The organism is Streptomyces sp. NPDC017890 (assembly GCF_044328675.1).
Taxonomy (GTDB): domain Bacteria; phylum Actinomycetota; class Actinomycetes; order Streptomycetales; family Streptomycetaceae; genus Streptomyces.
The window spans coordinates 1-20,540 of record NZ_JBIRHU010000012.1 but is presented as its reverse complement, the minus strand read 5'-3'; the positions used below and the strand labels follow the sequence as shown (position 1 = coordinate 20,540).

At 66.1% G+C, this 20,540-nt stretch carries 28 protein-coding genes; 4 read left to right on the top strand and 24 right to left on the bottom strand.

The genetic code is table 11. The features are described from left to right. Positions 1 to 158: 158 nt before the first annotated feature. From ACH4F2_RS17305 to ACH4F2_RS17270, 8 genes are all read right to left on the bottom strand, one after another. A complete protein-coding gene (locus ACH4F2_RS17305) occupies positions 159 to 1,325 on the bottom strand; it encodes a hypothetical protein (protein WP_398133542.1) in 1,167 nt (388 codons plus the stop codon). Between the two features lie 711 nt (positions 1,326 to 2,036). After that, positions 2,037 to 2,258 (bottom strand): hypothetical protein, encoded by a 222-nt coding sequence (locus ACH4F2_RS17300; protein ID WP_398133722.1) that lies wholly within the window; start codon positions 2,256 to 2,258, stop codon positions 2,037 to 2,039. A gap of 271 nt (positions 2,259 to 2,529) precedes the next feature. Further along, positions 2,530 to 3,096 carry a hypothetical protein gene (locus ACH4F2_RS17295; RefSeq protein ID WP_398133541.1) on the bottom strand — a complete coding sequence of 189 codons (567 nt, stop codon included), beginning with the start codon at positions 3,094 to 3,096 and terminating at the stop codon, positions 2,530 to 2,532. Between the two features lie 1,434 nt (positions 3,097 to 4,530). Beyond that, a complete protein-coding gene (locus tag ACH4F2_RS17290) occupies positions 4,531 to 4,830 on the bottom strand; it encodes a hypothetical protein (protein WP_122619737.1) in 300 nt (99 codons plus the stop codon). Beyond that, on the bottom strand, positions 4,827 to 5,558 hold the full coding sequence (locus tag ACH4F2_RS17285; protein WP_398133540.1) for a GntR family transcriptional regulator: 732 nt from the start codon (positions 5,556 to 5,558) through the stop codon (positions 4,827 to 4,829). The genes ACH4F2_RS17290 and ACH4F2_RS17285 overlap by 4 nt, the downstream gene beginning before the upstream one ends. Positions 5,559 to 5,566: 8 nt before the next feature. Further along, the gene (locus ACH4F2_RS17280; RefSeq protein ID WP_053637609.1) at positions 5,567 to 5,791 is read right to left on the bottom strand and encodes a hypothetical protein; all 225 of its coding nucleotides are present in this window, start codon (positions 5,789 to 5,791) and stop codon (positions 5,567 to 5,569) included. A 199-nt stretch (positions 5,792 to 5,990) separates the two neighbouring features. Then, positions 5,991 to 6,302: a hypothetical protein gene (locus ACH4F2_RS17275; protein ID WP_398133539.1), complete on the bottom strand. Its 312-nt coding sequence runs from the start codon at positions 6,300 to 6,302 to the stop codon at positions 5,991 to 5,993. 12 nt (positions 6,303 to 6,314) lie between these two features. Next, positions 6,315 to 6,593 (bottom strand): hypothetical protein, encoded by a 279-nt coding sequence (locus tag ACH4F2_RS17270; RefSeq protein WP_309031049.1) that lies wholly within the window; start codon positions 6,591 to 6,593, stop codon positions 6,315 to 6,317. A gap of 79 nt (positions 6,594 to 6,672) precedes the next feature. Between ACH4F2_RS17270 and ACH4F2_RS17265 the strand changes: the two genes are divergently transcribed. Further along, positions 6,673 to 7,428, top strand: coding sequence for a GntR family transcriptional regulator (locus ACH4F2_RS17265; RefSeq protein WP_398133538.1), 756 nt, complete (start codon positions 6,673 to 6,675; stop codon positions 7,426 to 7,428). 50 nt (positions 7,429 to 7,478) lie between these two features. Further along, entirely contained in the window at positions 7,479 to 7,991 is a 513-nt protein-coding gene (locus ACH4F2_RS17260) for a hypothetical protein (protein WP_309031051.1), read from the top strand. A gap of 354 nt (positions 7,992 to 8,345) precedes the next feature. Here the strand turns inward: ACH4F2_RS17260 and ACH4F2_RS17255 are convergent, their stop codons facing one another. From ACH4F2_RS17255 to ACH4F2_RS17185, 15 genes are all read right to left on the bottom strand, one after another. Continuing rightward, positions 8,346 to 8,642, bottom strand: coding sequence for a hypothetical protein (locus ACH4F2_RS17255; protein WP_398133537.1), 297 nt, complete (start codon positions 8,640 to 8,642; stop codon positions 8,346 to 8,348). A gap of 176 nt (positions 8,643 to 8,818) precedes the next feature. Beyond that, complete coding sequence (locus ACH4F2_RS17250; RefSeq protein WP_398133536.1) at positions 8,819 to 9,976, bottom strand: tyrosine-type recombinase/integrase; 1,158 nt, start codon at positions 9,974 to 9,976, stop codon at positions 8,819 to 8,821. Then, positions 9,976 to 10,188, bottom strand: coding sequence for an excisionase family DNA-binding protein (locus tag ACH4F2_RS17245; protein ID WP_398133535.1), 213 nt, complete (start codon positions 10,186 to 10,188; stop codon positions 9,976 to 9,978). Before ACH4F2_RS17245 ends, ACH4F2_RS17250 begins: the two co-directional genes overlap by 1 nt. After that, positions 10,181 to 11,479, bottom strand: a complete 1,299-nt coding sequence (locus tag ACH4F2_RS17240; protein WP_398133721.1) for a replication initiator — start codon at positions 11,477 to 11,479, stop codon at positions 10,181 to 10,183. The genes ACH4F2_RS17245 and ACH4F2_RS17240 overlap by 8 nt, the downstream gene beginning before the upstream one ends. 152 nt (positions 11,480 to 11,631) lie before the next feature. Next, positions 11,632 to 11,871, bottom strand: a complete 240-nt coding sequence (locus ACH4F2_RS17235; protein WP_398133534.1) for a SpdD protein — start codon at positions 11,869 to 11,871, stop codon at positions 11,632 to 11,634. A gap of 14 nt (positions 11,872 to 11,885) precedes the next feature. Continuing rightward, positions 11,886 to 12,080, bottom strand: a complete 195-nt coding sequence (locus tag ACH4F2_RS17230; RefSeq protein WP_333757797.1) for a hypothetical protein — start codon at positions 12,078 to 12,080, stop codon at positions 11,886 to 11,888. Between the two features lie 10 nt (positions 12,081 to 12,090). After that, positions 12,091 to 12,282 (bottom strand): mobile element transfer protein, encoded by a 192-nt coding sequence (locus ACH4F2_RS17225; protein ID WP_383523232.1) that lies wholly within the window; start codon positions 12,280 to 12,282, stop codon positions 12,091 to 12,093. Beyond that, positions 12,282 to 12,461: a hypothetical protein gene (locus ACH4F2_RS17220; RefSeq protein ID WP_398133533.1), complete on the bottom strand. Its 180-nt coding sequence runs from the start codon at positions 12,459 to 12,461 to the stop codon at positions 12,282 to 12,284. The genes ACH4F2_RS17225 and ACH4F2_RS17220 overlap by 1 nt, the downstream gene beginning before the upstream one ends. 48 nt (positions 12,462 to 12,509) lie before the next feature. Further along, complete coding sequence (locus tag ACH4F2_RS17215; RefSeq protein ID WP_398133532.1) at positions 12,510 to 13,154, bottom strand: DUF2637 domain-containing protein; 645 nt, start codon at positions 13,152 to 13,154, stop codon at positions 12,510 to 12,512. Continuing rightward, a complete protein-coding gene (locus tag ACH4F2_RS17210; protein ID WP_398133531.1) occupies positions 13,154 to 13,324 on the bottom strand; it encodes a hypothetical protein in 171 nt (56 codons plus the stop codon). The genes ACH4F2_RS17215 and ACH4F2_RS17210 overlap by 1 nt, the downstream gene beginning before the upstream one ends. Positions 13,325 to 13,408: 84 nt before the next feature. After that, positions 13,409 to 14,779 (bottom strand): FtsK/SpoIIIE domain-containing protein, encoded by a 1,371-nt coding sequence (locus ACH4F2_RS17205; protein WP_398133530.1) that lies wholly within the window; start codon positions 14,777 to 14,779, stop codon positions 13,409 to 13,411. A 5-nt stretch (positions 14,780 to 14,784) separates the two neighbouring features. Further along, positions 14,785 to 15,135: a hypothetical protein gene (locus tag ACH4F2_RS17200; RefSeq protein WP_279564180.1), complete on the bottom strand. Its 351-nt coding sequence runs from the start codon at positions 15,133 to 15,135 to the stop codon at positions 14,785 to 14,787. Positions 15,136 to 15,255: 120 nt separating this feature from the next. Then, entirely contained in the window at positions 15,256 to 15,984 is a 729-nt protein-coding gene (locus ACH4F2_RS17195) for a GntR family transcriptional regulator (RefSeq protein WP_398133529.1), read from the bottom strand. 89 nt (positions 15,985 to 16,073) lie between these two features. Next, positions 16,074 to 16,511, bottom strand: a complete 438-nt coding sequence (locus tag ACH4F2_RS17190; protein WP_398133528.1) for an ATP-binding protein — start codon at positions 16,509 to 16,511, stop codon at positions 16,074 to 16,076. A gap of 280 nt (positions 16,512 to 16,791) precedes the next feature. Continuing rightward, complete coding sequence (locus tag ACH4F2_RS17185) at positions 16,792 to 17,532, bottom strand: GntR family transcriptional regulator (RefSeq protein ID WP_398133527.1); 741 nt, start codon at positions 17,530 to 17,532, stop codon at positions 16,792 to 16,794. A gap of 135 nt (positions 17,533 to 17,667) precedes the next feature. On the opposite strand from ACH4F2_RS17185, the gene ACH4F2_RS17180 reads away from it, so the two are divergent. Both ACH4F2_RS17180 and ACH4F2_RS17175 read left to right on the top strand, forming a co-directional pair. Continuing rightward, positions 17,668 to 18,720, top strand: a complete 1,053-nt coding sequence (locus ACH4F2_RS17180) for a DUF1152 domain-containing protein (protein ID WP_398133720.1) — start codon at positions 17,668 to 17,670, stop codon at positions 18,718 to 18,720. A 364-nt stretch (positions 18,721 to 19,084) separates the two neighbouring features. Further along, complete coding sequence (locus ACH4F2_RS17175; RefSeq protein ID WP_398133526.1) at positions 19,085 to 20,062, top strand: GTP pyrophosphokinase family protein; 978 nt, start codon at positions 19,085 to 19,087, stop codon at positions 20,060 to 20,062. 162 nt (positions 20,063 to 20,224) lie between these two features. Here the strand turns inward: ACH4F2_RS17175 and ACH4F2_RS17170 are convergent. After that, on the bottom strand, positions 20,225 to 20,540 hold a 316-nt coding region (locus ACH4F2_RS17170), incomplete at its 5' end, for a transposase (RefSeq protein ID WP_398133525.1).

Genomic DNA, 20,540 nt, shown 5'->3' with positions numbered 1-20,540 from the left:
CTCTAAGATCTTGGCCCCAACGTCGTGCTTTAACGGGCAGGTCCACAGACTGCCCGACTCGCCATCAGCTTACGGGGCCAAGATCACTCGCCCCAAAGCAGCTCCAGCCCAAAGCCGCTCCGCCGACCTTTGCTCTAGCAGCCCTCGTTATGTGATGGTTACTGCCCAGACGGGTATAGCCAGTCGTATCCGTCTATCCAGCCAATGACGGTTGGGTTATTTGGATCCGATATTTCGCCATGAGATTTATCGATCGTCAATCCAAGGGACCGCACGTGATGGCGAAAAGTTATGGTGCATGGCTTGGAGAGGAATTCTTGATAATGCTCGGGGAGCGGTGAAAAGGATTCGTGCCCTTCGCTCATGTCGGAAAAGGCCAATCCACTAGCCACCTCTTTGGAGTGTTGATGCATCCTCTTGGCGACTTCGTCGGCGTCGCGAGATAGGACTTCCAGGTACCTCGCGAGAAATGATTCATGCACGACATCGAAGTAACGAACTGCGCCACTCAAATTTCGCTCATTTTCTCCACCTTCTGTAGGTTCTAGGTGGCCGACCCTCACCCACGGGAGTGCAATAAGTTCACTCTCTCCGTTGTTTTCGAAGGCGCAGATCATGGGAGCCCTGACCACGGCTAGGTTGATGACGATCCGTGGAAAGAGCAGTGGATGGCCCTCGGTGGGCTTGCTGAGTGACTTCAGATGATCGGCGGCCTTTAGGAGCGGGAGAGTGAGTGACCTGTAGGCATCTTCACCCGTGAGCTCGAGTTTGGAACCACGCCTGATGGCCTTGGCAAAGGAGATCGCGTAAAGCGTAGGCGCACCAAAGAACGGGACTTCTGCAAATTCCAGCGCATCCCGAAGGTTCACCCACCATGAGAAGCTGCTATTCTTGGCACCTTCCTCCCTTGCCGCATTCGTGAATACTCGTATATCTTGTTTCTCGAGGCCGTAAATCTCGGGGAACTCATTATGTGGGACCGGGGCGGATTTGCGCAGAAAGAAAATGTACGGCAAGTCGCTTTGCTTGCATTCGACCAAAAGATTCAATCGGGTCCTGAGTTTCGAATTAGGCTCATCATAGTCGTGAGGAAATGCGAGGTCGACCAAGATGTCGATCGATCGAGCTTGCCCTGAGTCTCGATCGATAAACGCCCATTCCTCTTGCAGCTTGACGTCTCGTACGGCACCCAAAGGGGAGGAGCGAATGATGTCCGCAACTGTGGCTTGAAATGGGTATCCGGATTTAGCAATAACTTCTCGCAGGTCTTTTGCGGTGATGCCTGCGTGCAGTTCTGCGAAAGGTGGCGTATTGTCAACACTCATGTTTCCCCCACTGCTAGATCGTCTCAATCCTAGCCAATGAGTTGTCCCGTGGGGCTTGATTGCAGGTGAGAGGTGCACGGTTCCCAGATCGGAAGCGTAGGCGCCTCGTAGCGCAAGACCTGGGCCGTCCCTGGGCCGTCCGAGGCCGACCAACGCTGACAGTCGGCACCCACGGGTGACCACCCACACCCCGCTCTGGCCTGGGCGCCCGCAGATGATCTGCGACACTGGGAAGGTCATGCCTAAGCCCGGAGGACTGGCATGAAGAGGCCCGTCCTAGCTGGCTACAGTGATGGCTGTGCTTGAAGACGACGGCGGCCTGGCCGCATGGTTGGAGACCAAGCGGCTGCCCGTACGGCCAGAGCGTCACATCGATACGTTGCGGAGTCTCCTCACACAGGACGATGACGCACTTCTCATGTACGACTACGACTTGGTCAGCGATCCACAGACGGTTGCCGTCGTCAGAGCTCAGCAGTGCGCAGCGGGACAGCGCCACCGTAGGCTGCGGCGACTCACGGCGCGCCGGCGCTTTGCGAAGTGACATCACGAGAAACTGTCCTGCTGTACAGCAGGGAAGTACAGCAACCACCGCGACCGCGGCCAGTCATCACCGACCGCAGGCACCCGGACGACCAGCTCGACAGACCTCAACGACCGCCCCGCCCGTAGTTCGCGTCGAGTGGCCGCGTCGACCACTAGGAGACGCGGTCATGCGAACGGCGACAAGCCCTTGCTCTCCAGGTGCGCGAGTAACGAGTCAAGGCACGCATCGGCCGCACCCAGGTCCGCGCGGAAGAACGAGTCGTCACCAAGCGGCCCCCCACTGACGATGACCATCCACGCCTTCCTGTGCTCGGTCATGCGGTCGCCGTCGACCTTAAACACGGTTGTGACTCCCCGCTCCGCCAGCCACTCAATCAGCTCCAACATGTCCACTGGCACCCCTCCAGGGAGAGATCATCCCAGCCAGAGCTTCGGGCCGTCTCCGGGCCGTACGAGGTCGCACAAGGGCAACCAACGCTGACAACCGTTGACGGCTCAGCCGCAGTCGCAGCGCTGATCGCTTACAAAGTCGCACGCCGGAGAGGGGCTCCCGCACTTCTTCGGCTACTGGTCGCACACTGCGGCGATTGACTCGCCTTTTGAACTCCAGCCCAAATCCGCTCCGCCGACCTCGTGCCTGCCAGCCGAATAGCTACCATTACTCTCGCTTCCTCTTCATTTGCTCAAAGGTGGGAGGGTAGTTCATGAGGGCCCTTTCTATCCTTTCCCAGGCTGGCTCTCTTAGAGACTTATCAGGCGCAACCTTGAAGCGATGCGGGGACGCAAATTCCCCTCGCGCTACTCTTTCGCTGTAGTTGATCATCTTGCCGTCCGTGTGGCGGGTCTTATCGTCAACCTTCTCCACAAGGCCGAATCGCGACAGGGTTAGATGTGCTTCATAAATGTCTCGCGACAGGTCGTACCTCCACATTCTGTCTTGTTCCGAGATGTAGACACCACGCTCAGCATGCGCGTCCGGAAAGCGAGGGGCTAGATGGTTGAGCACTAGATACATGCGGATTTCAGCAGGAGTCAGCAGGTACACCCAACCCTCTCTGAAGAAGTCCACATGAAGGGATACCGTTGATGGCGTGTTCTCATACCACTCCGGAACGGTGTACCCGTACTTCTCGAAGTGGGCGCTCCCAGACTCATGAAGCAGCATCAACGGAAAAGGATTCGCTGGATCTCCAATATTTCGCACAGCGAGGTTCTCATCTGCCAACCGCTTGAAAGCGGACTTAATCTGGCGAGCGCGATTCTGTGCCGCAGTAACTGGTACCTTGGCTTGCATATTTTGCGTGGCCGCAGACACCACGATCGTGGACCAAGAGACCTCATGGCGAGTGCCAAGAATCGGCAGCGGACATGGCCCCGCCATCCCGTCTCTTTTTCTAGTCTGAGCCTCGAATAACCCGAGCAAGTAGACTTGCAGGTTGATCCCTCGCGGTGCTGATATACGAGCTATAGGCGGTGTCCTGTATGGCGACCCGCTGAAAAACTCGGACCTGATCCGTATATGTGATGGCCAGAGTCCCCCGCGCGTATGGAGCGAGCGGAGTCCCCTAGTGGCCTCCCGCAAGCGCGGGAGCTGGCCCTGCAGGGCAGCCATCCGGTGCGCGCGGCGATCAGCGTTTCTTGGCACGTCAGCCCCTATCTGACCCTTTGGCCCGCACAGTGCACGGCCCCTGACCAGCGGGTTTCCCCGTACGGCCGTAGAAACTACATGCGGGCGAAAGGGTCACCGAGTCGGCATCTCAGACGGTTCGACCCTTTGGCCCGCATCAGACTTGTGCCCTGACCAGCAGGTTTCGCCGTACGACCATAGAAACTACATGCGGGCGAAAGGGTCTCGCAGGCAAGCAGGTAAATCGGCTCCGGATGAAGGAAAGTGACGGCACGTCGGCAACGACGAGCGGCCCCCTGGGGCAACAGGAGGCCGCGCTCACACCCACTCGATAGCGAGTCGTCCGAAGAAGGTGCCGCACATGAATGTACGCCTCTACAACAAGGCCCGTAAGGTGGCCGGCCGTCATCCCGCGAGGGTCCTGATCGGCTTGCTGGCTCTGGGCGTAACCGTCAGCGTCTGGATCAGTCCCAGGCTAGCCGTCCCCATCAGCACGGGGGCAGCGGTGTTGGGGGCCGCAGTCCCGGTAGCTCGATCAACCCGTCCTCGCCCGCCTGCGCACGAGAGGGACATGCCAACCGATCTGGTAGGTGGCGTTTTGGTAGAGCAGCGGGTGCAGCAGCAGTAACGACTAGCCTGCCCTTGCACTCCCGTCTTCCAGGAACAGCACCGCAGACGCATGAGTGTCTAACTGAGTGACATCGCCGACGGACAGCGGCGGACACCCACGTACCCCTGCGGACCTCACAGCAGGTGAGAGGCGCATCGGCCCAAGGTCGAAGGCTCCTTCAAGTTGCTTCGGGACGAAGAGGTCGCTTCCTTTTGGCTGATGGAAGCCGAGGGCGGATCTTGGGCCGTCCCGGCCGTCCACGGTCACCCGACACTGACCGGCAACGACAGAAGCCCACGGCATCTGAACTGTGCAGAGCCGTGGGCTTCTTCAGTCCCGCTGGTCAGCGGAGCCGGTGATCAGTAGACGGGCTTCTGAGCACTGACAGGAGGGCCACAGGGACGCCGCCTTGACCGTGTCCATTAAGACTGGAGTTCGCTCACCGCCAGGAGATGCCCGCGGCTGGTTGCCACGCGGACCACGTCTCGTAGGGCTCGGGTCACTTCGGTCAGCATGAGCCGCAGGTCATCGCGGCCGGCGTCCTGGTCGCCGATGGCTCCCGCGGCCCGCTCCAGAAGATCGGTTGCCAGCCCGAGCTGTACCGCTTCGATGTTGTCCGCCAGGCGGGACATGTAGCCGCCGCTGTCATCGGTGCTCAGGTAGCAGGGCTTGCCGTCCGGACCCGACCACGGGAGGAGTCGTAGTTCGTTCTGCGGCGTCATCTGTGCGCCTGCCTTTCTTCGATCACGTGGTGGGTGCTGAAGACGGCGTCGACACAATCCCCAGGGAACACCAGTAGTGCCGCCTCAATGACTCGCCCGGTGTTGTCTGCCGCAACGCGGGTGATCGCGAGGACGGCCAAGGCTGTGTTGATCCGCAGGGTTGACGCCTCATCCGGCGTTGGGAGTCGGGCGGACACCGTCTCGTGGACCTCGGCCGGCGGCGGGTCCGGCACAGAGAAGCTGGCTTCCGCCCACGTCCTTGAGGACCGGTTGCTGAGCGCCGTGGTCGGTGTCAGGTCTCGCGGTACGTAGACGCGGGCCAGGCTGTGTGGGGACTCTCCCTCATAGCTGAGTCGGAGGAATTCGGTCAGTGGGCTTCCGTCGTCCACCTTCAGCAGCGCTGTCAGGTGGCCCCGCGCCGGCAGCACCGTAGTGCGGACTGTCACGCGCAGGTCCACGTCTGCGGCAGTCCGAGGATCCAGCGTGCCCCATCCACCGACGTACGTGACCTTGCGCAGCGGGCGGCGGACGAAGTTGCCCTTGCCGTGGATCTTCTCGACGAGGCCTTCTCCCTGGAGTACGGCGAGGGCGCTTCGCAGTGTGGCCGTGCTGACCTTGTACCGGTCGGCCAGAGCGGACTCAGCCGGGAGCCGTTCACCGGGTCCGATTCGGCCGGTCGTGATCTGGCGTCTCAGGTCGTCAGCGACGACGAGGCGGCGTGGCGTCATGGACTGTGTCACCGCCTTCTCGTCATCCGCACGGCGACCAGCCGGGTTCGCCCGTTTATGGTCAGCAGCTCTCCCGACTCGAACAGGAGTTGCTTCGCACCCTGGGGAAGCTGGAAGAGGTCGCTCACCCGGCATGCCCGACCACCGACTTGGATGATGTCGCCCCTCAGAACGGTGGCCGCCGTGATCTCGACGTTGGATGCCAGCGCACCCCCGGGGGCCCAGTTGCTCACCGCTTCACCGCCGGTCGCGTGGAGTGGTCCGGCGCGGGGTGGCAGGGACAGGCGCACGTCTCGTAGATCACCGGCAGGTCAACCGGCGCAGGAGATGGCGACGCTTCTGCACAGGCTGCGTGAGTGCCAACCCTGCATGCAGTCGACCGGTAGGCAGCAGCCCCGATTTCCGATACATGGAGCTGTTGACGAGGGGGCATCAGCGAGCACCTGCCAGGGCCGAGAATGCCTCAGCCGTCAGTCGCGGCGCCACGACCATCGAGCGTTGGCGTGCACGCTGCCGCTCCCAGGCCAGCACGTACGGACGAACGAGCACGTTGTCCTCGCCCAGGAGCAGGTGAAGGCGGTCAGCGGTGTCCGGCATCCATTCCGGGACGGCCGGCGGCTCTACGGCGAGCGTGGGAGGCGTCGCCACAGCCGCTCGGGACGGCGTTAAGGCTCGGCGGTGCCTGCCCTTGGGGAAGTGCCGCGCTCTGGCGAGCGAGACGGCACGACGGATACGGTTGAGCACGCTGCTCAGCTCCTATCGCTGATGGCCCGGTCCCCCGACATTGCCCGTCGTGGGGGCCGCTTTGCGTACGACCGCCCAAAGGGTGCGGCCGTTCAAGCTGGTGGCGTGGAGCCCGAATCGATCGGCCTCCGCCAGCACTTCCAGGACCTCCCGCCATGACTCGGCGGAGAGCGATTCCGGCACCTCCGCCTCGACCGACGTGCACCGGTCGCGCTCCTCCACGCGCGTGGTGAGCCCGACCGCCGATAACCGAGCGGCGATGGCCTCCGCGCTCACTCGCGAAGCGGGCACAGGGAAGCCTCCGTCACTCGGCGATCACTTTGAGTGAAGCTAGTTAACTAGATTAGGGCTAGTGGACTAGATTTTCCATATGCCTGAGCAGCCGCCCTATCTCCGCATCGCCGACGAGCTACGGCAGCGGATCGCGGAGCACGTGTGGGAACCGGGGGACCGGCTTCCCTCCCGCGCGCAGATCGGCCAGGAGTGCGGCGTAGGTGAGAACGTCGTCCGCAGGGCTCAGGAGCTGTTGATCTCGCAAGGCGTGTTGGAGGGCCGAGCCGGTTCGGGCACCTACGTCGCCGAGCCCCGGCAGCGCGTGCGCGTGGTGCGGTCGTCGGCGCGCGAGCAGCCCGAAGGGTCGCCGTTCCGGGCGGACATGAAGGCCGTCGGCAGGCAGGGCGACTGGGAGAGCAGGACCGACGCCAAGGTCCCGGCCCCGGCAGAGATCGCCGCCCGGCTCGGGATCGCCGAGGGCGAGCTGTGCGTCCGAACCGCGTACGAGTTCCTGGCCGACGGCAGGCCCGTGCAGCTCTCGACCAGTTGGGAGCCGTACGACCTCACCGCCGGCACTCTCGTCGTTCTCCCCGAGGGAGGGCCGCACGCCGGTGCAGGCGTCGTGAATCGGATGGCCGCGATCGGCATCACGGTGAGCCATGCAGTGGAGCAGCCGGAGCCCAGGCCGGCGACCGCCGAGGAGGCGTCGCTACTCGGCATCCAGAAGGCCGCACTGGTCACACACATCCGACGGACGTACTACAGCGACGATGGTAGGCCCGTCGAAACGGCGGACATCGTGGTGCCCGCGGCTCACTGCGAGATCGTCTATGAGATCCCCATCCGCCCTTGAGTCCTCGCCGCTGGCGGTACGGTCTCGTGACCGGCACGGGAGGGCATGGGATGACGGGTGATCTTCGATTCAGCTGGGAGCTGACCGGCTCTGGGTGGGCAAGGTATCGGATTGCCGACGCCACGTCGGAGAGGGCTGACATCGTCAGCTATTGCACCGATGCACTGTCCGACTTGTTGCGCGCGATGGTGAGTCTTTACGGAGCAGCCGATGCCCCGCGCGTCTCCTTCGACCTCGAACCCGCCGAGGTGAGGTGGCGACTCCAACCCCAGGGGGCGAATGTGGAAATCGGCATCTACCGATTCCCGGACATGTCCCAGAGCTGGAACGCCCCCGATGACCAGGGCACCCTCTGCTGGAGTTCCAGTCAGCCCCGTGCTGCCGTAGGCCATGTGGTGCTGGAGGCCGCCGAGACGGTGTTGCGGCTGCACGGGGAGGCCGGCTACCGGAAGAAGTGGGTACAGCACGACTTCCCCGGCGCAGTTCTGGACGATCTCCGACGGCTCCACCGGCGGGACGACGGGTGTCGCCACGAGAGCTGCCGGGTCAACGTCCATTCCTGACATCCACGGCTGACATCAACGGGGCTGCACGCAGGCATACGGCAGCGCCCCCGGACGACCGCCGGACCAGCCGCCGACTGCACCAGGGGCAGGCGTAGATCGAACTCCTAAAGCGGGTGTCGCAGGTTCGAATCCTGCCGGGGGCACAGAGAGAAGGGCCAGCTCAGGAGGGGTTTCCTCCCGGGCTGACCCTTCGGCGTTTCAGGGGTCGTGCCACAAGCGTGCCAGTACGCCCTAACGGGTCGGGGAACATGCGGCCGAGAAGCTGAGCCCCGTGAGCTTGATCGCCGTATGAGCGGCCGCAACTCATGATCCCGCGGAATGCGGGCCATCTGTTCCGAAGGTCGCAATTGTTCAGCCCGTAATGGGAGCCCGCCTCAGCCCCTTGAGCACGTCCTCAGGAGACAACTGGGAGTCTCGCAACCTCTCGTATCCGGCAACGACCTCATCCGGGTCCAAGCCTGCCTCTTGCGCCTTGTTACGCAGTTCAGCAAGGTCGATGGCATCTGTAAGCGCCTGATCCACGGCCTCGGCGTCCTGACGCTGAAGCCTCTTGGCCGCTTCCTGCAGACCACGCTTCCACATGTACCACCCTCCGCCGGTTCCGCCGACAAAGAGGGCACCAGCGGCGGCGAAGAAAAGAATGGGCATCTCCGGTCCTTTCGTTACCGCTCATAGGCTGCCATGTTCGTGCCGTCATCGCGGGCGAATCGGAGGAAATGGGCGATCCGTGACTTCGATTGCGAACACAGGGAGACGGGCCAGCTCAGGAGGGGCATCCCGGGCTGGCCCTTCGGCGTTTTAGGGGTAGCGCTATAGACAGTCCACTACGGGCCGACAAAAGGCCCGCCGGGGGCGTCGGAGGCCGCTCCCTCACCACCCCGGATCATGGCCCCGAGCCGGTCGGCGATGGCCCGGTCCCGGTCGCTGGTCATGTGCTGGTAGATCAACGCGGCCCGGGAGCTGCTGTGCCCCATCCTCGTCATCAGCTCCCGCGTGCTCGCGCCGGCCGTCGAGGCCAGCGTGTTGCCCGTGTGCCGCAGATCGTGGAAGTGCAACTCGGCCGTGACGCCCGCAGCCTTCCGGGCCTTGACCCAGTCGTCCCGGAAGTTGCTGCGCCGCAGTTGCCCGCCCTGCGGTCCGACGAAGACGTGCCCGTCACGGCCCGACGCGGCAAAGTGCTCCAAGTGGTACGTGACCGCGTCGCGCAGTTCAGCCGGGAAGGAGACGGAGCGCACCCCGGCCGCGGACTTCGGCGCCTTGTCGAAAAGCCGGCCGTCCTGCAGTTCGGCTTGCGCGCGGCGCACGGTGACGGTCAGCCCTTCCAGGCCGATGTCATGGCGCCGCAGGGCCGCCAGCTCTCCGAACCGCAGGGTGGTGAAGGCCGCAAGGAGGACGAGCAGCCGGTAGCGCGGCGCGATGGAGTCGGCGACGGCGAAGACCTCCGCCACTGTGAGGACCGGCCGCTCGGGCACGTCGTAGCGGTCCGCGCCCTTGATGCGGCACGGGTTGCGCCGGATCAGCTCGTCGTCCACGGCCGTGCTCATCAGAGCGCGCAGCAACTGGTACGCCTTGACCACCGTCGGCTCTCCGACGCCGGCCGCCAGGAGCTTGCCGCGCCAGCTTCGCACCCGGGTCGTCGTCACGTCGGCCACGCTCCCGGCCCCGAAGGTGGGCAGGATGTGCAGCCGCATCACCGACTCGTTCCGCTCTCGGGTGCGGTCGGCGAGCTTCCGGTCCCGCAGCCAAGCGGTGGCGTACTCCCTGAAGTTCACCGCCCCGGCGTCCGGGTCCGACCACTGCCCACGCACGATGTCCGACTCGATGTGCGTCAGGGCTACTTGGGCATCGGTCTTGGTCGCGTACGTCTTCTCCGCCGGGCGCAGCTGCCCCGTCTCCGGGTCCCGGTAGCGGACCTGCCAACGGCCGGACGGAAGCTGCCGGACCGAACCGAAGTCCCGGCGCCTCCCCTTCTTGTTCGCCATCAGGCAGCCCTCCGCAGGGAGCTGCGGCGGTCGCCGATCGGCCGCACCGTGTTGACGTCGATGAAGGCGTTCAACGCGCTCTCCGGGATGCGGACGTGTCGGCCGACCTTGACGAACACGATGCGCCGCTCGGCGATCAGGCGGCGCGGAAAGCGTTCCGTGGTGCCGAGGAGTTCGGCCACCTGCGCCACGGTGAGGTAGCGGTCAGCCACGGGTGGGTTCTCCTTCCGTTCCGGGAGCGGGGGCAAGTGACTCGGTGAGCCAGGCTTCGGCGTCGGTGAGGCCGGTGCCGGCGTAAACCCAGTGGGCGAGGACGAGGGTGGTCGTGTCCGGGCCGTCCTCGTTCGCGGCTGCTGCTTGGGCGCGGCGGTATTCGGCGCGGGCGGTGCGGAGTGCGCCGAGGGTGGTGGAGTAGCGACGCGACTTGGTGGAGAAGTGGCCGCGGAAGCCGAGCATGTGGGCCCAGGCGCGAAGCCGGAGGTGTTCGAGGTCCTTGCGGGCGCCGAGGGCCCAGGCTGCGCGGATCAGGCGTCGAGCGTGGTCGGTGATGTCGAGTTGGGCGAGTTCGGCGACGAACTTCAGCGGCCGGTCCAGAGCTCCCGTGGCGGTTTCGGCCCCCTTGGTGGCGTAGTTGGCGATGTACGCGGCCACGGCGCGTTCGGTCAGCTCCTGGCCGTCGTTGAAGTCGGCGGAGCGGATGGTGCGGACGTCGAGCTGTCGTCCGAAGACGAAGGTGTGGGCCCGGCCGTCGATCACGGGGCCGTCGACCCGGGCGGCGGTGGCGGCGGCGCGGATGGCGTCGGTGAGCAGTTCGGCGGTGGCCCAGGCCGGGGGTGGGGTGTCGCCGCCTTCCGGGCCGTCGATACGGATCACCGCATGGAAGTGGACGGCTCCGCGCTTCTGGTACTCGGCGACCTTGGCAAAGGAGACCCGCGCATGCTCGCGGAAGGCTCGCTGTGTGAGGCCGGCGCGCTTGGCGACCTCCCGGCGGAGGTAGATCGAGAAGCGCCGCCACAGGAGGCCGGCGTGCGCGTTCCAGAGGACGGCCGCTTCGTAGTCGTAGGTGTCCGGGTTGAGCGGGGTGCCGAGTACGGCGTCGTCCTGGTCGTGGAGGGCGCCACAGCGGCAGGGGCGGACGGTTCGGGCCGGGCCGGTGGGGCGGTTGTGGACCGGTCCGAAGCCGGGGGCGGTGAAAGTGGCGAAGACGCGGGGGTGGGCAGCGACGTGTTCGGGGACGCCCTTGCCGCCGCGCAGGCCTGAGGTGATCAGGTGGAAGGTGTCGCGGCGGTACACCTCGGCGCAGGCGGCGCAGCGGGTGGTGCGGCGGTTGTTGCAGCGGACCAGGAGGTGACCGGCCGGGAGGTCGGTGGAGTCGAGGTGGTGGAGGGCGGCGCCGATCTCTCCGGTGCGGGTGTCGACGGCGTACTCGGTGCGGTGGCCGTCGAGGCGGATCGGGTGCGTGCAGCCGCCCAGGCCGGAGAGTTGGCGGGCCAGCTCGGGCAGGTTACCGAGGGAGGCCAGGGTGGAGAGTTCCGCCAGCGGGGGCGGAGTCTGCCGGGTGATGATGGGAGTTCCTTTCGGCTGTTACGGCGGTTGGGAGGGACGGCCCCGGGGCGGCGGGATGCTTGGCGGCTTGTTGCCGCCCCGGCGGCCGGTCAGCGCTTGTTGGCGTTGCTGACGAGGGAACGCAGGACGACGGCGGCAATGGCCACGGACACGGCCGTGACGGCGACCGCCGCCAGGAGCGCGGTGAGGACGACGCCCACGACGACCACCGCGGCGACCGGGCCGACGTAGGGGGCGAGGGTGCGGCCGGCAGAGGGCACCGGAGTGTGGGCGTGATGGTGGCTGAGGGCGGTCGGGGTCGGGACGTCGGGCAGCTTGGGACGGAGCACGGCGTCTCTCCTTGTCAGTCGCGGGTGCCGTTGACGATGTCGACGCCGGAGCGGGTGCCGGAGTCGATGGCCGGGGCGAGGAAGGTCCGGGAGAGCAGGAAGCCGAAGAGCGCGATCACGACGACGATCCAGACGCGGACGCCGAGGAACCGGACCGCGCCCCAGGCGATGAGGCCCAGGACCAGGACGAGCGGCAGCGAGACGGTCACGGGAGCTCCCTCAGCGGACGCGGCAGCGGTGGGTGCGGGCGGCGAGTTCGGCGGCGGCGCGGCTGTCGTAGTCGGCGGCGAAGCCGCAGCGCGGAGCAGTGCAGGCCGCGGTGTGCTGCTCACGGCCCCGGCCGTCGTAGTAGGTGGCGACCTGTACGGGGCCGATGCGGACGACGTGGCGGAAGCGCGGGGTGCGGGGCATCAGGGCAGGTCCTTCCAGCTCTCGTCGTTCTCGCCGGTGAAGTCGGTGACGTGGTCGAGGAGCCAGCGCCGGATCTCGTCGCCCTCGTACTCGTCGGCGGTGAGGATCACGGGTTCGGCGATGAGCATCGCTTCGGTGAGGCGGTTCTGGCGGGTCAGCTCGGCAGCTCGGTTGAGCACGCGGAGCGTGGACGGGCGCACGGGCGGAGTACCTCCGGGGATCAGTGGTCAGGTGAGGTGTGCGGCGATGGCTTCGGCGAGCGGCATCGGGACGCCGAGCCGGGCGCGAAGGGTCGAGGTGTCGATGGCTGTGCCGGTCCGGGTCCTGTGTTCGTCAGCGACCTTGTGAGCCAGGGCGACGAGCGCGGGCGGAACGGGCACGGGGATGGGTGTGGGTGTGGGGGCGGGGTCCGGCACGGGCGCGGTGGACGAATCGGGGGTTGTCGACGCGGCCGCCGGCTCTGTCTTCGCGGTCGGCGCCGCCGCTTCCGGTCCTGCCGGAGGCGTTCGCGTTCCGTGGGCGAGAAGAGTCCCGCCGAGGAAGGCGACTGCGGGCCAGCCGGCGACGAGGATGCGCAGCCAGTCGGGTACGTCGTTCAGGTCGAGGAGGCCGGCGGTCGCGACGTTGGCGCCGAGCGAGGCGACCAGGGCGACGAGGAACCAGCACCAGGCGGACGCTTTCGCGGCGCCGGAACGGAGTCGGTGCCAGGCGGCGACGAGGAGCAGGTCGACGGAGATCGGATACGCCCACGCCTTCCATCCGGTCTGTCCGGCAGCGGCGGCGAGGTCGTGGAGGTGGGCGAAGGACAGGGCCCCGGCGATGACCGCCTGGATCAGGACCGCGTCCGCGCGCACGGCCGTGCGGCGGGGCATCAGGCCAGCTCGCCGGGGAGGAGTCCCGGCGGGGGCTCCGGCAGCGACGCGGCCAGGGCGGATCCCGTGACCTCCACGAAGGTCGCGTCGGCGCCGGGTGTTTCGGCGTACATGGCGAGGTCGCCCAGCAGAAGGACGGTGCGAGCGAGGTCCTCGCAGTCGCGGCACATGGCGGTTGCTCTCCTTTCTTCAGGCATGGCGGGGTAGGGACTCGGCGCGGGACGGCCACGCCTGCCGTGGGAGGGGTGAGGGGGTTACGGGGCCGGGTGCGGTGCGGTCACGGGCTGAGGTGACTGCGCGGGCACGGGCGGGGTCGACGGCCGGAAGGGTGCGAGCGCCGGTACGTCGGGGGCGAGGTGAGCCGCGGCGCGGCAGGTGGCCGCCGCGTCGGCGAGGGTCAGGTGCGGCGTGCGGATGCGGGACCAGCCGCCGGAGGTGTCGCCCACGGCGGCGAGGCCGGGCCGTTCGGCGGGGATGGAGCAGGCCGCGTAGACGGCTTCCGGGGCGATGTCGCCGAGGGCCATCTTGGCGGAGGCTTCGTCGTTGACGCGGTGGCAGACACGGCCGGTGAGCTGGGCCCGCAGCATGGTCGCGCCCTTGCCCAGTTCAGCGCCGAAGCGCTGTCCGCACACCTCCAGATAGATGCCGGCGGCGCGGCCGAGCTGGGCGAGGCGGATGAGCTGGGTGACCATCTCGTCCCGCCGGTCCTCGTCCTTCCTGCTCGCGACGAGGAAGAGTTCAGCCACTTCGTCGATGAACAGCACGAGGGGCGGCGGACGGTCCTCGTCGGGCAGTCCCCAGATGTCGGAGGTGATCAGTTCGTCGGGGGTGCCGGGGGCGATGCCCTGCCGTGCCTTGATCAGGTCGTAGCGGTCCTCCATTTCGCTCACGAGGACGGGCAGCAGCTCGGCCGCCTGTCGCTGGTCGGTGGCCAGCGCGGAGAAGCGGGCGGCGAAGGGCGACAGTTCGACCCCGCGCTTGCAGTCGATACCGACCAGGACCACGGGCTGAGCCGCCAGTCCGGCGATCAGGTTGCGCAGGTACATGGACTTGCCGGACAGCGTGGCACCGAGCACGAGTTCATGGGGTACGGCGCGGTAGTCCCGGACGAACGCGGTCGCGTCCTCCCGCAGAGCCACCGGCACCCGCAGTAACCCGCCGCCGGAGCGGCGAGGCATCCGTACCTTGCGCAGCACATCGAAGCCGACAAGTCGCAGTTCGACGACCCCGGGCTTGATGTCGCGCACGTATACGGCGTGGACGCCCCAGGCGTGCCGCAACCGTTCGGCCGAGGCGGCGACGTCGGCGGGTTCCTGCCCGGGAGCGAGCCGGAGCCGCATCTGCAGCCCGGTCGCGGTGAGCCGGATGAGTCCCCGGCGCGGCGGGACCGGCCGGATCTCCCGGCGGGTGGTGGCCCTGACCGCCAGGGCCCGCCAGCGAGGCGGTTCGACGGTCAGGCCGCAGGCGTCCATGGTCGAGGAGTACGAGGCCAGCAGTCGGACCACTGAGGCCGGGACCCCGACCGTGGACCAGTACGCGGCGGGGTGGGCGTGCCGGGCGTAGGCCGCGCCGCCTATCGCGGCGAGTGACCCGCCCACCTCCACCACCGTCATCAGGTCGGTCACGTCGGTCAGCCCGCCTGAGCCATCGGGAAGGCGCCCGCGGCGACGGCGGTAGCGCGGTAGGCGATGCCGTGCCGCTGCTGGCCGTTGAAGACGCTTTCCCAGGGACGTGCCACCAGACCGGGGAGGGAAACGGGAGCCCCGACGGTCAGACCGTCCGTGACTCCGCTCTCCGGGATGGTGACCTGGATCAGCGACGACTCGCCCTCGTCGATGTAGACGACGCCGACCGTCATCAGTGCCTCGCCGCTCACAGCGTCCTTGGCGATCTCTCCGGTCTTCCGGTCCCGCACCTTCGGGGCCGGCGGCTCGGTGAGCAGGACCGTGGCGGACGAGGCGTCAATGCGGATCACACGCACAGATTTCTCCTTCAGAGTCGGCAACCTGTCACCTGACAAGTTGACTTAGCAAGTTTGAAGCTAGGGATGACAGGTTGACTTGTCAAGCGACATGCGGAGTGAACACGCCCGCGAGTCGGGTCAGTTCAGTCGGTAGGTGTCTTCCAGCTCTTGCCTGTCGGCAGGCAGCAGCACGTCAGACACCTGGAGTGCTCGCCCAGAGGCGTCGCAGGCGATCACGAGGACGCTCAGGACCGGTACGCCGTCCGGCAGGTCCAACAGCTCGCGTTCGGCAGCGTCGGGCAGCCGAGCCGAGACCCGCTCCGTCACGTGGTCGAAGCGGACCTTCTTACGTGCTTCCAGGTGCGCCCGCGTCCCGGACTCCAGCGCGTCGGCGCTCGCCAGGCCGGTTCCCTCGACCAGGCCAGCGGGGAAGTAGGAGGAGAGCAGCTCCACAGCTTCGCCGTCCTCCTCGACCAGGAGGCGACGCATCAGGACCTTGGCACGCTTGGGCAGACCAAGAGCCGAGGCCACGCGAGTCGGCACCGGCACTTCCGCGACCTCGACGAGTCGTCCGGGAGTCCGCGACTCGTCCCGAGCCAGCACACCCCGCCCGCGGCGCTCCCTCTCCTCGTCGTCCGCAGGGCGCCCGCGCACGATGGTTCCGTACCCCTGCCGGGACTCCAGCCAGCCGTCACGCTTCAGCAGCTCCAGAGCCCGCACGACCGTGGGCCGGGACATCCCGAACGCCTGCACGAGCTGGTTCTCGCTGGGGACGCGGGTGCCGGGCGGGTACGTGCCGTCCTCGATACGGCCCTGAATGGTCTGTGCGAGGCGCACGTACTTGGGGGCCTCCACCTCATATCCCATGCACGCCGCCCGTCGAGATTGGCCAAGTCAACTGGTCAACCAGACTAGCGACAATCCTCGGACAGGTGTAGGAGCGGGGGACGCCTGGCTCAGGCAGGCCACGCATCGGCCATCAGGAAGGCGACCACCGTCCCGCCGAAGCGGCTGGGCCCGGAGTGCCAGGACTCCGCGATGGAGTCGACCAGGAGCAGTCCGCGCCCGTGGGCGTCGTCGGCGTCCGGCCGGCGAAGACGCACGTTCACCGGAAAGCCGGGGTTGTGCACCTCCACACGCAGCGAGGTTCCCTCCCGGAACCACTCCACGCGTACGCACCACTCCTCGTCAGCCCGCCCGTACAGGATGGCGTTCGTCACCAGCTCGGAGATCAGCAGCGCGCAGTCGTCGACCGAGCAGGCCGGGTTGTACGGGGCGATGAACTTTCGGAACCAGCGCCGAGCCCGGGGGACGGACTCTGGAATCGGATGCAGGGTCAACGCCCCGAGCCACGGTGATTCCTCGCTGGGACAGCGGTTGAACCGGTAGGTCATCCGCGCTCACTCCTTGCCGCTGCCGTCGCAGTCGAGGCAGCGCCGCTTCGATGAGACACGGGAGCGGTCGTTGGCGGCGGCGAGCGCCACCGACGTACGCGAACCGACGCGCTTCCAACCGCGCCCCCGGCATCCTCGGCATGCTGAGCGCGTGCCCTGATCCGGTCGCCGACCTGCCACGCCGTGTCCCCTTCCAGTAAGTGGCCTTAGCCACTTACTGGATAGTGGCATTGGCCACTTGTGACGCGCAAGCGGTTCGCGTAACTGACTAGCCGTCAGATCACGTCAGCGGGTAGCCCTGCTCGAACGCCCAACGGTGCGGCGGGTAGGTGGCCTCGGCGAACTCCAACGGCCGGTCCTGCATGTCGTAGACGACGTGGTGAACGACCAGCACGGCGGAGCCCGGTTCGAGATTCAGGTCGGCGGCCTCTTCGTCGGTGGCACCTCGAGCGCACATCCGGTCCTCGGCATAACTCCCCTGCCGTCCCGTCGTGTTCTCGACGTACATCAGGGTCCCCTCCTGAATCCGCCCGGGATCCGTGAGCTTAGGCGCGCGCTGACCGACATCGGGTGCGAACCACGAGGTCGACAACGTGATGGGCCCGTCCTGGTTGTTGGTCACGCGCCGGCGACGCACAGCCCGACGGTCCTTCACCAACCCGAGAGCCTCAGCGACGTGGTCCGGGGCGTCCATCCAGCCGGCCGAGGTGATCACCGCGTACTCACCAGGCGTGTAGATCTTCCCGGTCTGACGAGCCCGGCCGTACAACTCCCGCGCACGCCGGTTGACTTCCAGACTCCGCACGTACGTACCCGAGCCTTGCCGCTTCTCGACGAGCCCCTGATGACTCAGCGCCTCCAGGGCGCGGGCCGCGGTCGGGCGGGAAACTTTCCAGTCAGCGGCCAACTGCCGTTCCGACGGCACCTCGTCACCCGCTCGCAGGTCGCCCCGAAGGATCTGATCGCGGATGTGGTGAGCGATCTGGAGATACTTCGGTTGCGCCTCCTCGATCTTCGGCACGACTCCTCCTCGTCCAAGTGGCTATGGCCTCTAGCCACTATAGAGTGAGTGGCTAATACCAGAACCCGTAATGTTGACCACATGACGCGGTTGATCGTCGCAGCAGGAGGAGGGGGCGACGCAGTCGCCGCCGCAATGCTTCACGCCGCCCAGTACGGCGACGAGGACCAGGCGGTGATCCTCACCTACGCGTGGGACCGCCTCTTGGTCGACCCAGTACCGGGCCCCCGCAGCGCAGACGACTTCACCGGCCTCGAAGCCATCACTCGGTCCGTCCAGTCAGTGCCGGCGACGGCCCGCCCGAAAGCTCCCGCAGGGTCCACCCTCCCCCGCCTCGCAACCGAGCTTCCCCAGACGTTCGCCCTTCTCGACCCGCAGCACGGAGTCGAAGGCGTGACGAACCAGCTGGAGGAGCTGATCGCCCACCTGACACCGGAGTCGATCGACCTCCTGGACGTCGGCGGAGACATCCTCGCCCGCGGCGACGAACCGACCCTCAAGAGCCCACTCGCCGACGCACTGACCCTTGCAGCGTGCTGCCGCGTAGACGCACCTGTCCGACTCCTGGTCGCCGGCCCCGGCCTGGACGGCGAACTGTCGGCAGACGAACTCCGTCCGCTCCTGGGCCCCGTCGTCCATACCTTCACGGCGGAGGACGTAGCCCTGATCAGCAGCGTCCTGGAATGGCACCCATCCGAAGCCACGGGCATGCTCGCGGCGACGGCCCGAGGAGTCCGCGGCACGTGCGAGGTACGCGACGCCGGCCTGCCTGTACCGCTCACAGACGCGAGCCCACAGCTATACGAAGTCGACCTGGACGAGGCTCTGAGCCACAACACTCTGGCCCGAACCATCATGGCGACGACGACCCTGGACGAGGTCGAGGCCTACAGCCGCGAGATCTGTGGCTTCTCCGAGATCGACTACGAGCGCAACAAGGCCACGTGGCTGAAGAACCAACCGCCGACACCGCTCGACGTGGATTCGGTGCTGCGCCAGGTCGACGAGTTCCAGTCAGAGGCTCGCGCCCGCGGAGTCACGCACACGACTTTCCGCCACCTGACCGAGGCCCTGAACATCAACGGCTCTCAGCGCGGCGAAGTGCGTCAACTCCTGCTGGCCAGCCACCCGGATCAGTACGCAGCTCCACTGTGGCGAATCCCAGGCCCCATGTCGGGTCCCAGCTGATGTGTCGGGTCCCAGTTGATGTGTCGGGTCCCAGTTGATGCCTGAGTTACAACCTTCTCTACTGGCTCAAGGCCCGCGCACGGCGCGGGCGCGCGCCGCCGGGCGCGGCCTGCCTCCTGCCTTCGTCCCGGCTGGCCGCGCACGGCGGCGCGCTGCGTGCATGTGGCTGGGCGGTCGGCTCCGCGACTTTAGCCAGCCACTTTGGCGCGAGCCTCGCAGATCACGGCCCCAACGTCGCGCCTTAGCGGGCAGGTCCACAGACTGCCCGACGCGCTTGAAGCTTACGGGGCCATGATCACTCGCGCCAAAGCAGCTCCCGGCCAAAGTCGCTACGCCGACCTGGACGAGTCCCTACCATGGGGCTATGGCGAGTGAGGAACAGGCAGAAATCCGCAAGCAGTTCTCGGAAAATGAACTACTGTACCAAGATCTAAGGACCGAAATCCTTCACTGCCTACAAAAGGAATTCTCGGCACCCCAGTCCGTAAAGATTCACTCCATCACCGCTCGAATCAAGACCATCGACAGCTTCCTTGAGAAGGTGATCAGGAAGTCCTACGCATCCCCATTCGAGCAGGCGGAGGACATAGTAGGGGCACGAGTTGTCTGTCTATTTCTAGCCGACCTCTCAAGCATTAAGGACGCGCTCCGCAAGACATTCGATGTCATTTCAGAGGAAGACAAGGTGAACGAAGGGGAGGTATCATCTTTCGGTTACATGTCTCATCATTTCATCTGTCGACTTTCTTCAGCCCACTCGGGTCCAAGATACGACACCATCAAGGGGATCAGGTTCGAAGTTCAAGTCCGGACTATCTTGATGGACGCCTGGGCGAACATATCTCACTATCTCGCATACAAAAACGAGGAAAGCATCCCAGCCGACCTGGTTCGCGACTTTCATGCCCTAAGTGGCCTGCTATACGTCGCAGACAGACAGTTCCAGAACTTGAACCGAGACGCTGTACATTCCGCAGTTCAGGCAGAGCACGACATTATCAGGAGCCGAGATATTCTCAGCTCCGCAATCAATGCCGACACCGTCGCGGCCCTGTTCCGTCGCCAGCAGCCTGACCGCACCCGAGCATCAGAAAAGGATATCGCGGAGTTCATTTCTGAACTACTTTGGATTGACCTCAACGATCTCCGAGACCTGGCGCGCATTCTTCAAGAGAACAATGCAGCTGCGCTCAGGTATGAAAAGAAGAATCCGCCGGCTGGCTCCACCCGGTTCGGCGACGTAGGACTAGCTCGCATCGCTTTGGCCATCCATAGCCCAGAATACGCAGAAGCCAAATACCCCAAGAATAAGGGGAGGTACGCCGAGTTCCGTGGCCATTAACCTCGAAGTTTCGTGACGGTCCGCCGACGGAGTCGGTGGACCGTTTTCGTGCCGTGGGCTGAGGGTGGGCAGGCCGAGGGCCCGAGTGTCGTCTCGGGGTGGCGCCGGGTTCCACTGCTCCGGGTGGTGAAGGGCTGTCGCAGGGATGGGTGGATCTGCTGGTCAGCCGGGGTTCGGCAGGAGTGCGAGCCGGTCGAGTGCGGCGGTGATGTGGCCGGTCCAGGGCCAGTGCCGGGCCAGGCGGAGGATCCGCCGGCGGCCGGTGGTGACGAGTTGTCCGGCTGCGGTGAACAGACGGAGCCGCAGGCGGCGGGGCTCCCAGAGCCTGGCGGTGCCGGTGAGTGCGAGCATGGGCATCCAGGCCAGCAGGTCGAGGGCGATCTGGACGATCTCGAGCCAGACCTTGTTCTGGGCTGTGGTGTGGAGGGGCAGGTTGCGCAGGCCGGTGGCCCGGGCGGCCCGGATCCGGTCCTCCGCC

What these genes read in the sequence shown, in the direction of transcription:
- ACH4F2_RS17195 (WP_398133529.1), bottom strand. Translation starts at nt 15,984, where the DNA reads ATGGGATATGAGGTGGAGGCCCCCAAGTACGTGCGCCTCGCACAGACC.
- ACH4F2_RS17260 (WP_309031051.1), top strand. Translation starts at nt 7,479, where the DNA reads ATGACGGGTGATCTTCGATTCAGCTGGGAGCTGACCGGCTCTGGGTGG.
- ACH4F2_RS17255 (WP_398133537.1), bottom strand. Translation starts at nt 8,642, where the DNA reads ATGCCCATTCTTTTCTTCGCCGCCGCTGGTGCCCTCTTTGTCGGCGGA.
- ACH4F2_RS17215 (WP_398133532.1), bottom strand. Translation starts at nt 13,154, where the DNA reads ATGCCCCGCCGCACGGCCGTGCGCGCGGACGCGGTCCTGATCCAGGCG.
- ACH4F2_RS17285 (WP_398133540.1), bottom strand. Translation starts at nt 5,558, where the DNA reads ATGACGCCACGCCGCCTCGTCGTCGCTGACGACCTGAGACGCCAGATC.
- ACH4F2_RS17180 (WP_398133720.1), top strand. Translation starts at nt 17,668, where the DNA reads ATGCTTCACGCCGCCCAGTACGGCGACGAGGACCAGGCGGTGATCCTC.
- ACH4F2_RS17190 (WP_398133528.1), bottom strand. Translation starts at nt 16,511, where the DNA reads ATGACCTACCGGTTCAACCGCTGTCCCAGCGAGGAATCACCGTGGCTC.
- ACH4F2_RS17300 (WP_398133722.1), bottom strand. Translation starts at nt 2,258, where the DNA reads ATGTTGGAGCTGATTGAGTGGCTGGCGGAGCGGGGAGTCACAACCGTG.
- ACH4F2_RS17210 (WP_398133531.1), bottom strand. Translation starts at nt 13,324, where the DNA reads ATGTGCCGCGACTGCGAGGACCTCGCTCGCACCGTCCTTCTGCTGGGC.
- ACH4F2_RS17290 (WP_122619737.1), bottom strand. Translation starts at nt 4,830, where the DNA reads ATGACGCCGCAGAACGAACTACGACTCCTCCCGTGGTCGGGTCCGGAC.
- ACH4F2_RS17175 (WP_398133526.1), top strand. Translation starts at nt 19,085, where the DNA reads ATGGCGAGTGAGGAACAGGCAGAAATCCGCAAGCAGTTCTCGGAAAAT.
- ACH4F2_RS17265 (WP_398133538.1), top strand. Translation starts at nt 6,673, where the DNA reads ATGCCTGAGCAGCCGCCCTATCTCCGCATCGCCGACGAGCTACGGCAG.
- ACH4F2_RS17250 (WP_398133536.1), bottom strand. Translation starts at nt 9,976, where the DNA reads ATGGCGAACAAGAAGGGGAGGCGCCGGGACTTCGGTTCGGTCCGGCAG.
- ACH4F2_RS17225 (WP_383523232.1), bottom strand. Translation starts at nt 12,282, where the DNA reads ATGCCCCGCACCCCGCGCTTCCGCCACGTCGTCCGCATCGGCCCCGTA.
- ACH4F2_RS17305 (WP_398133542.1), bottom strand. Translation starts at nt 1,325, where the DNA reads ATGAGTGTTGACAATACGCCACCTTTCGCAGAACTGCACGCAGGCATC.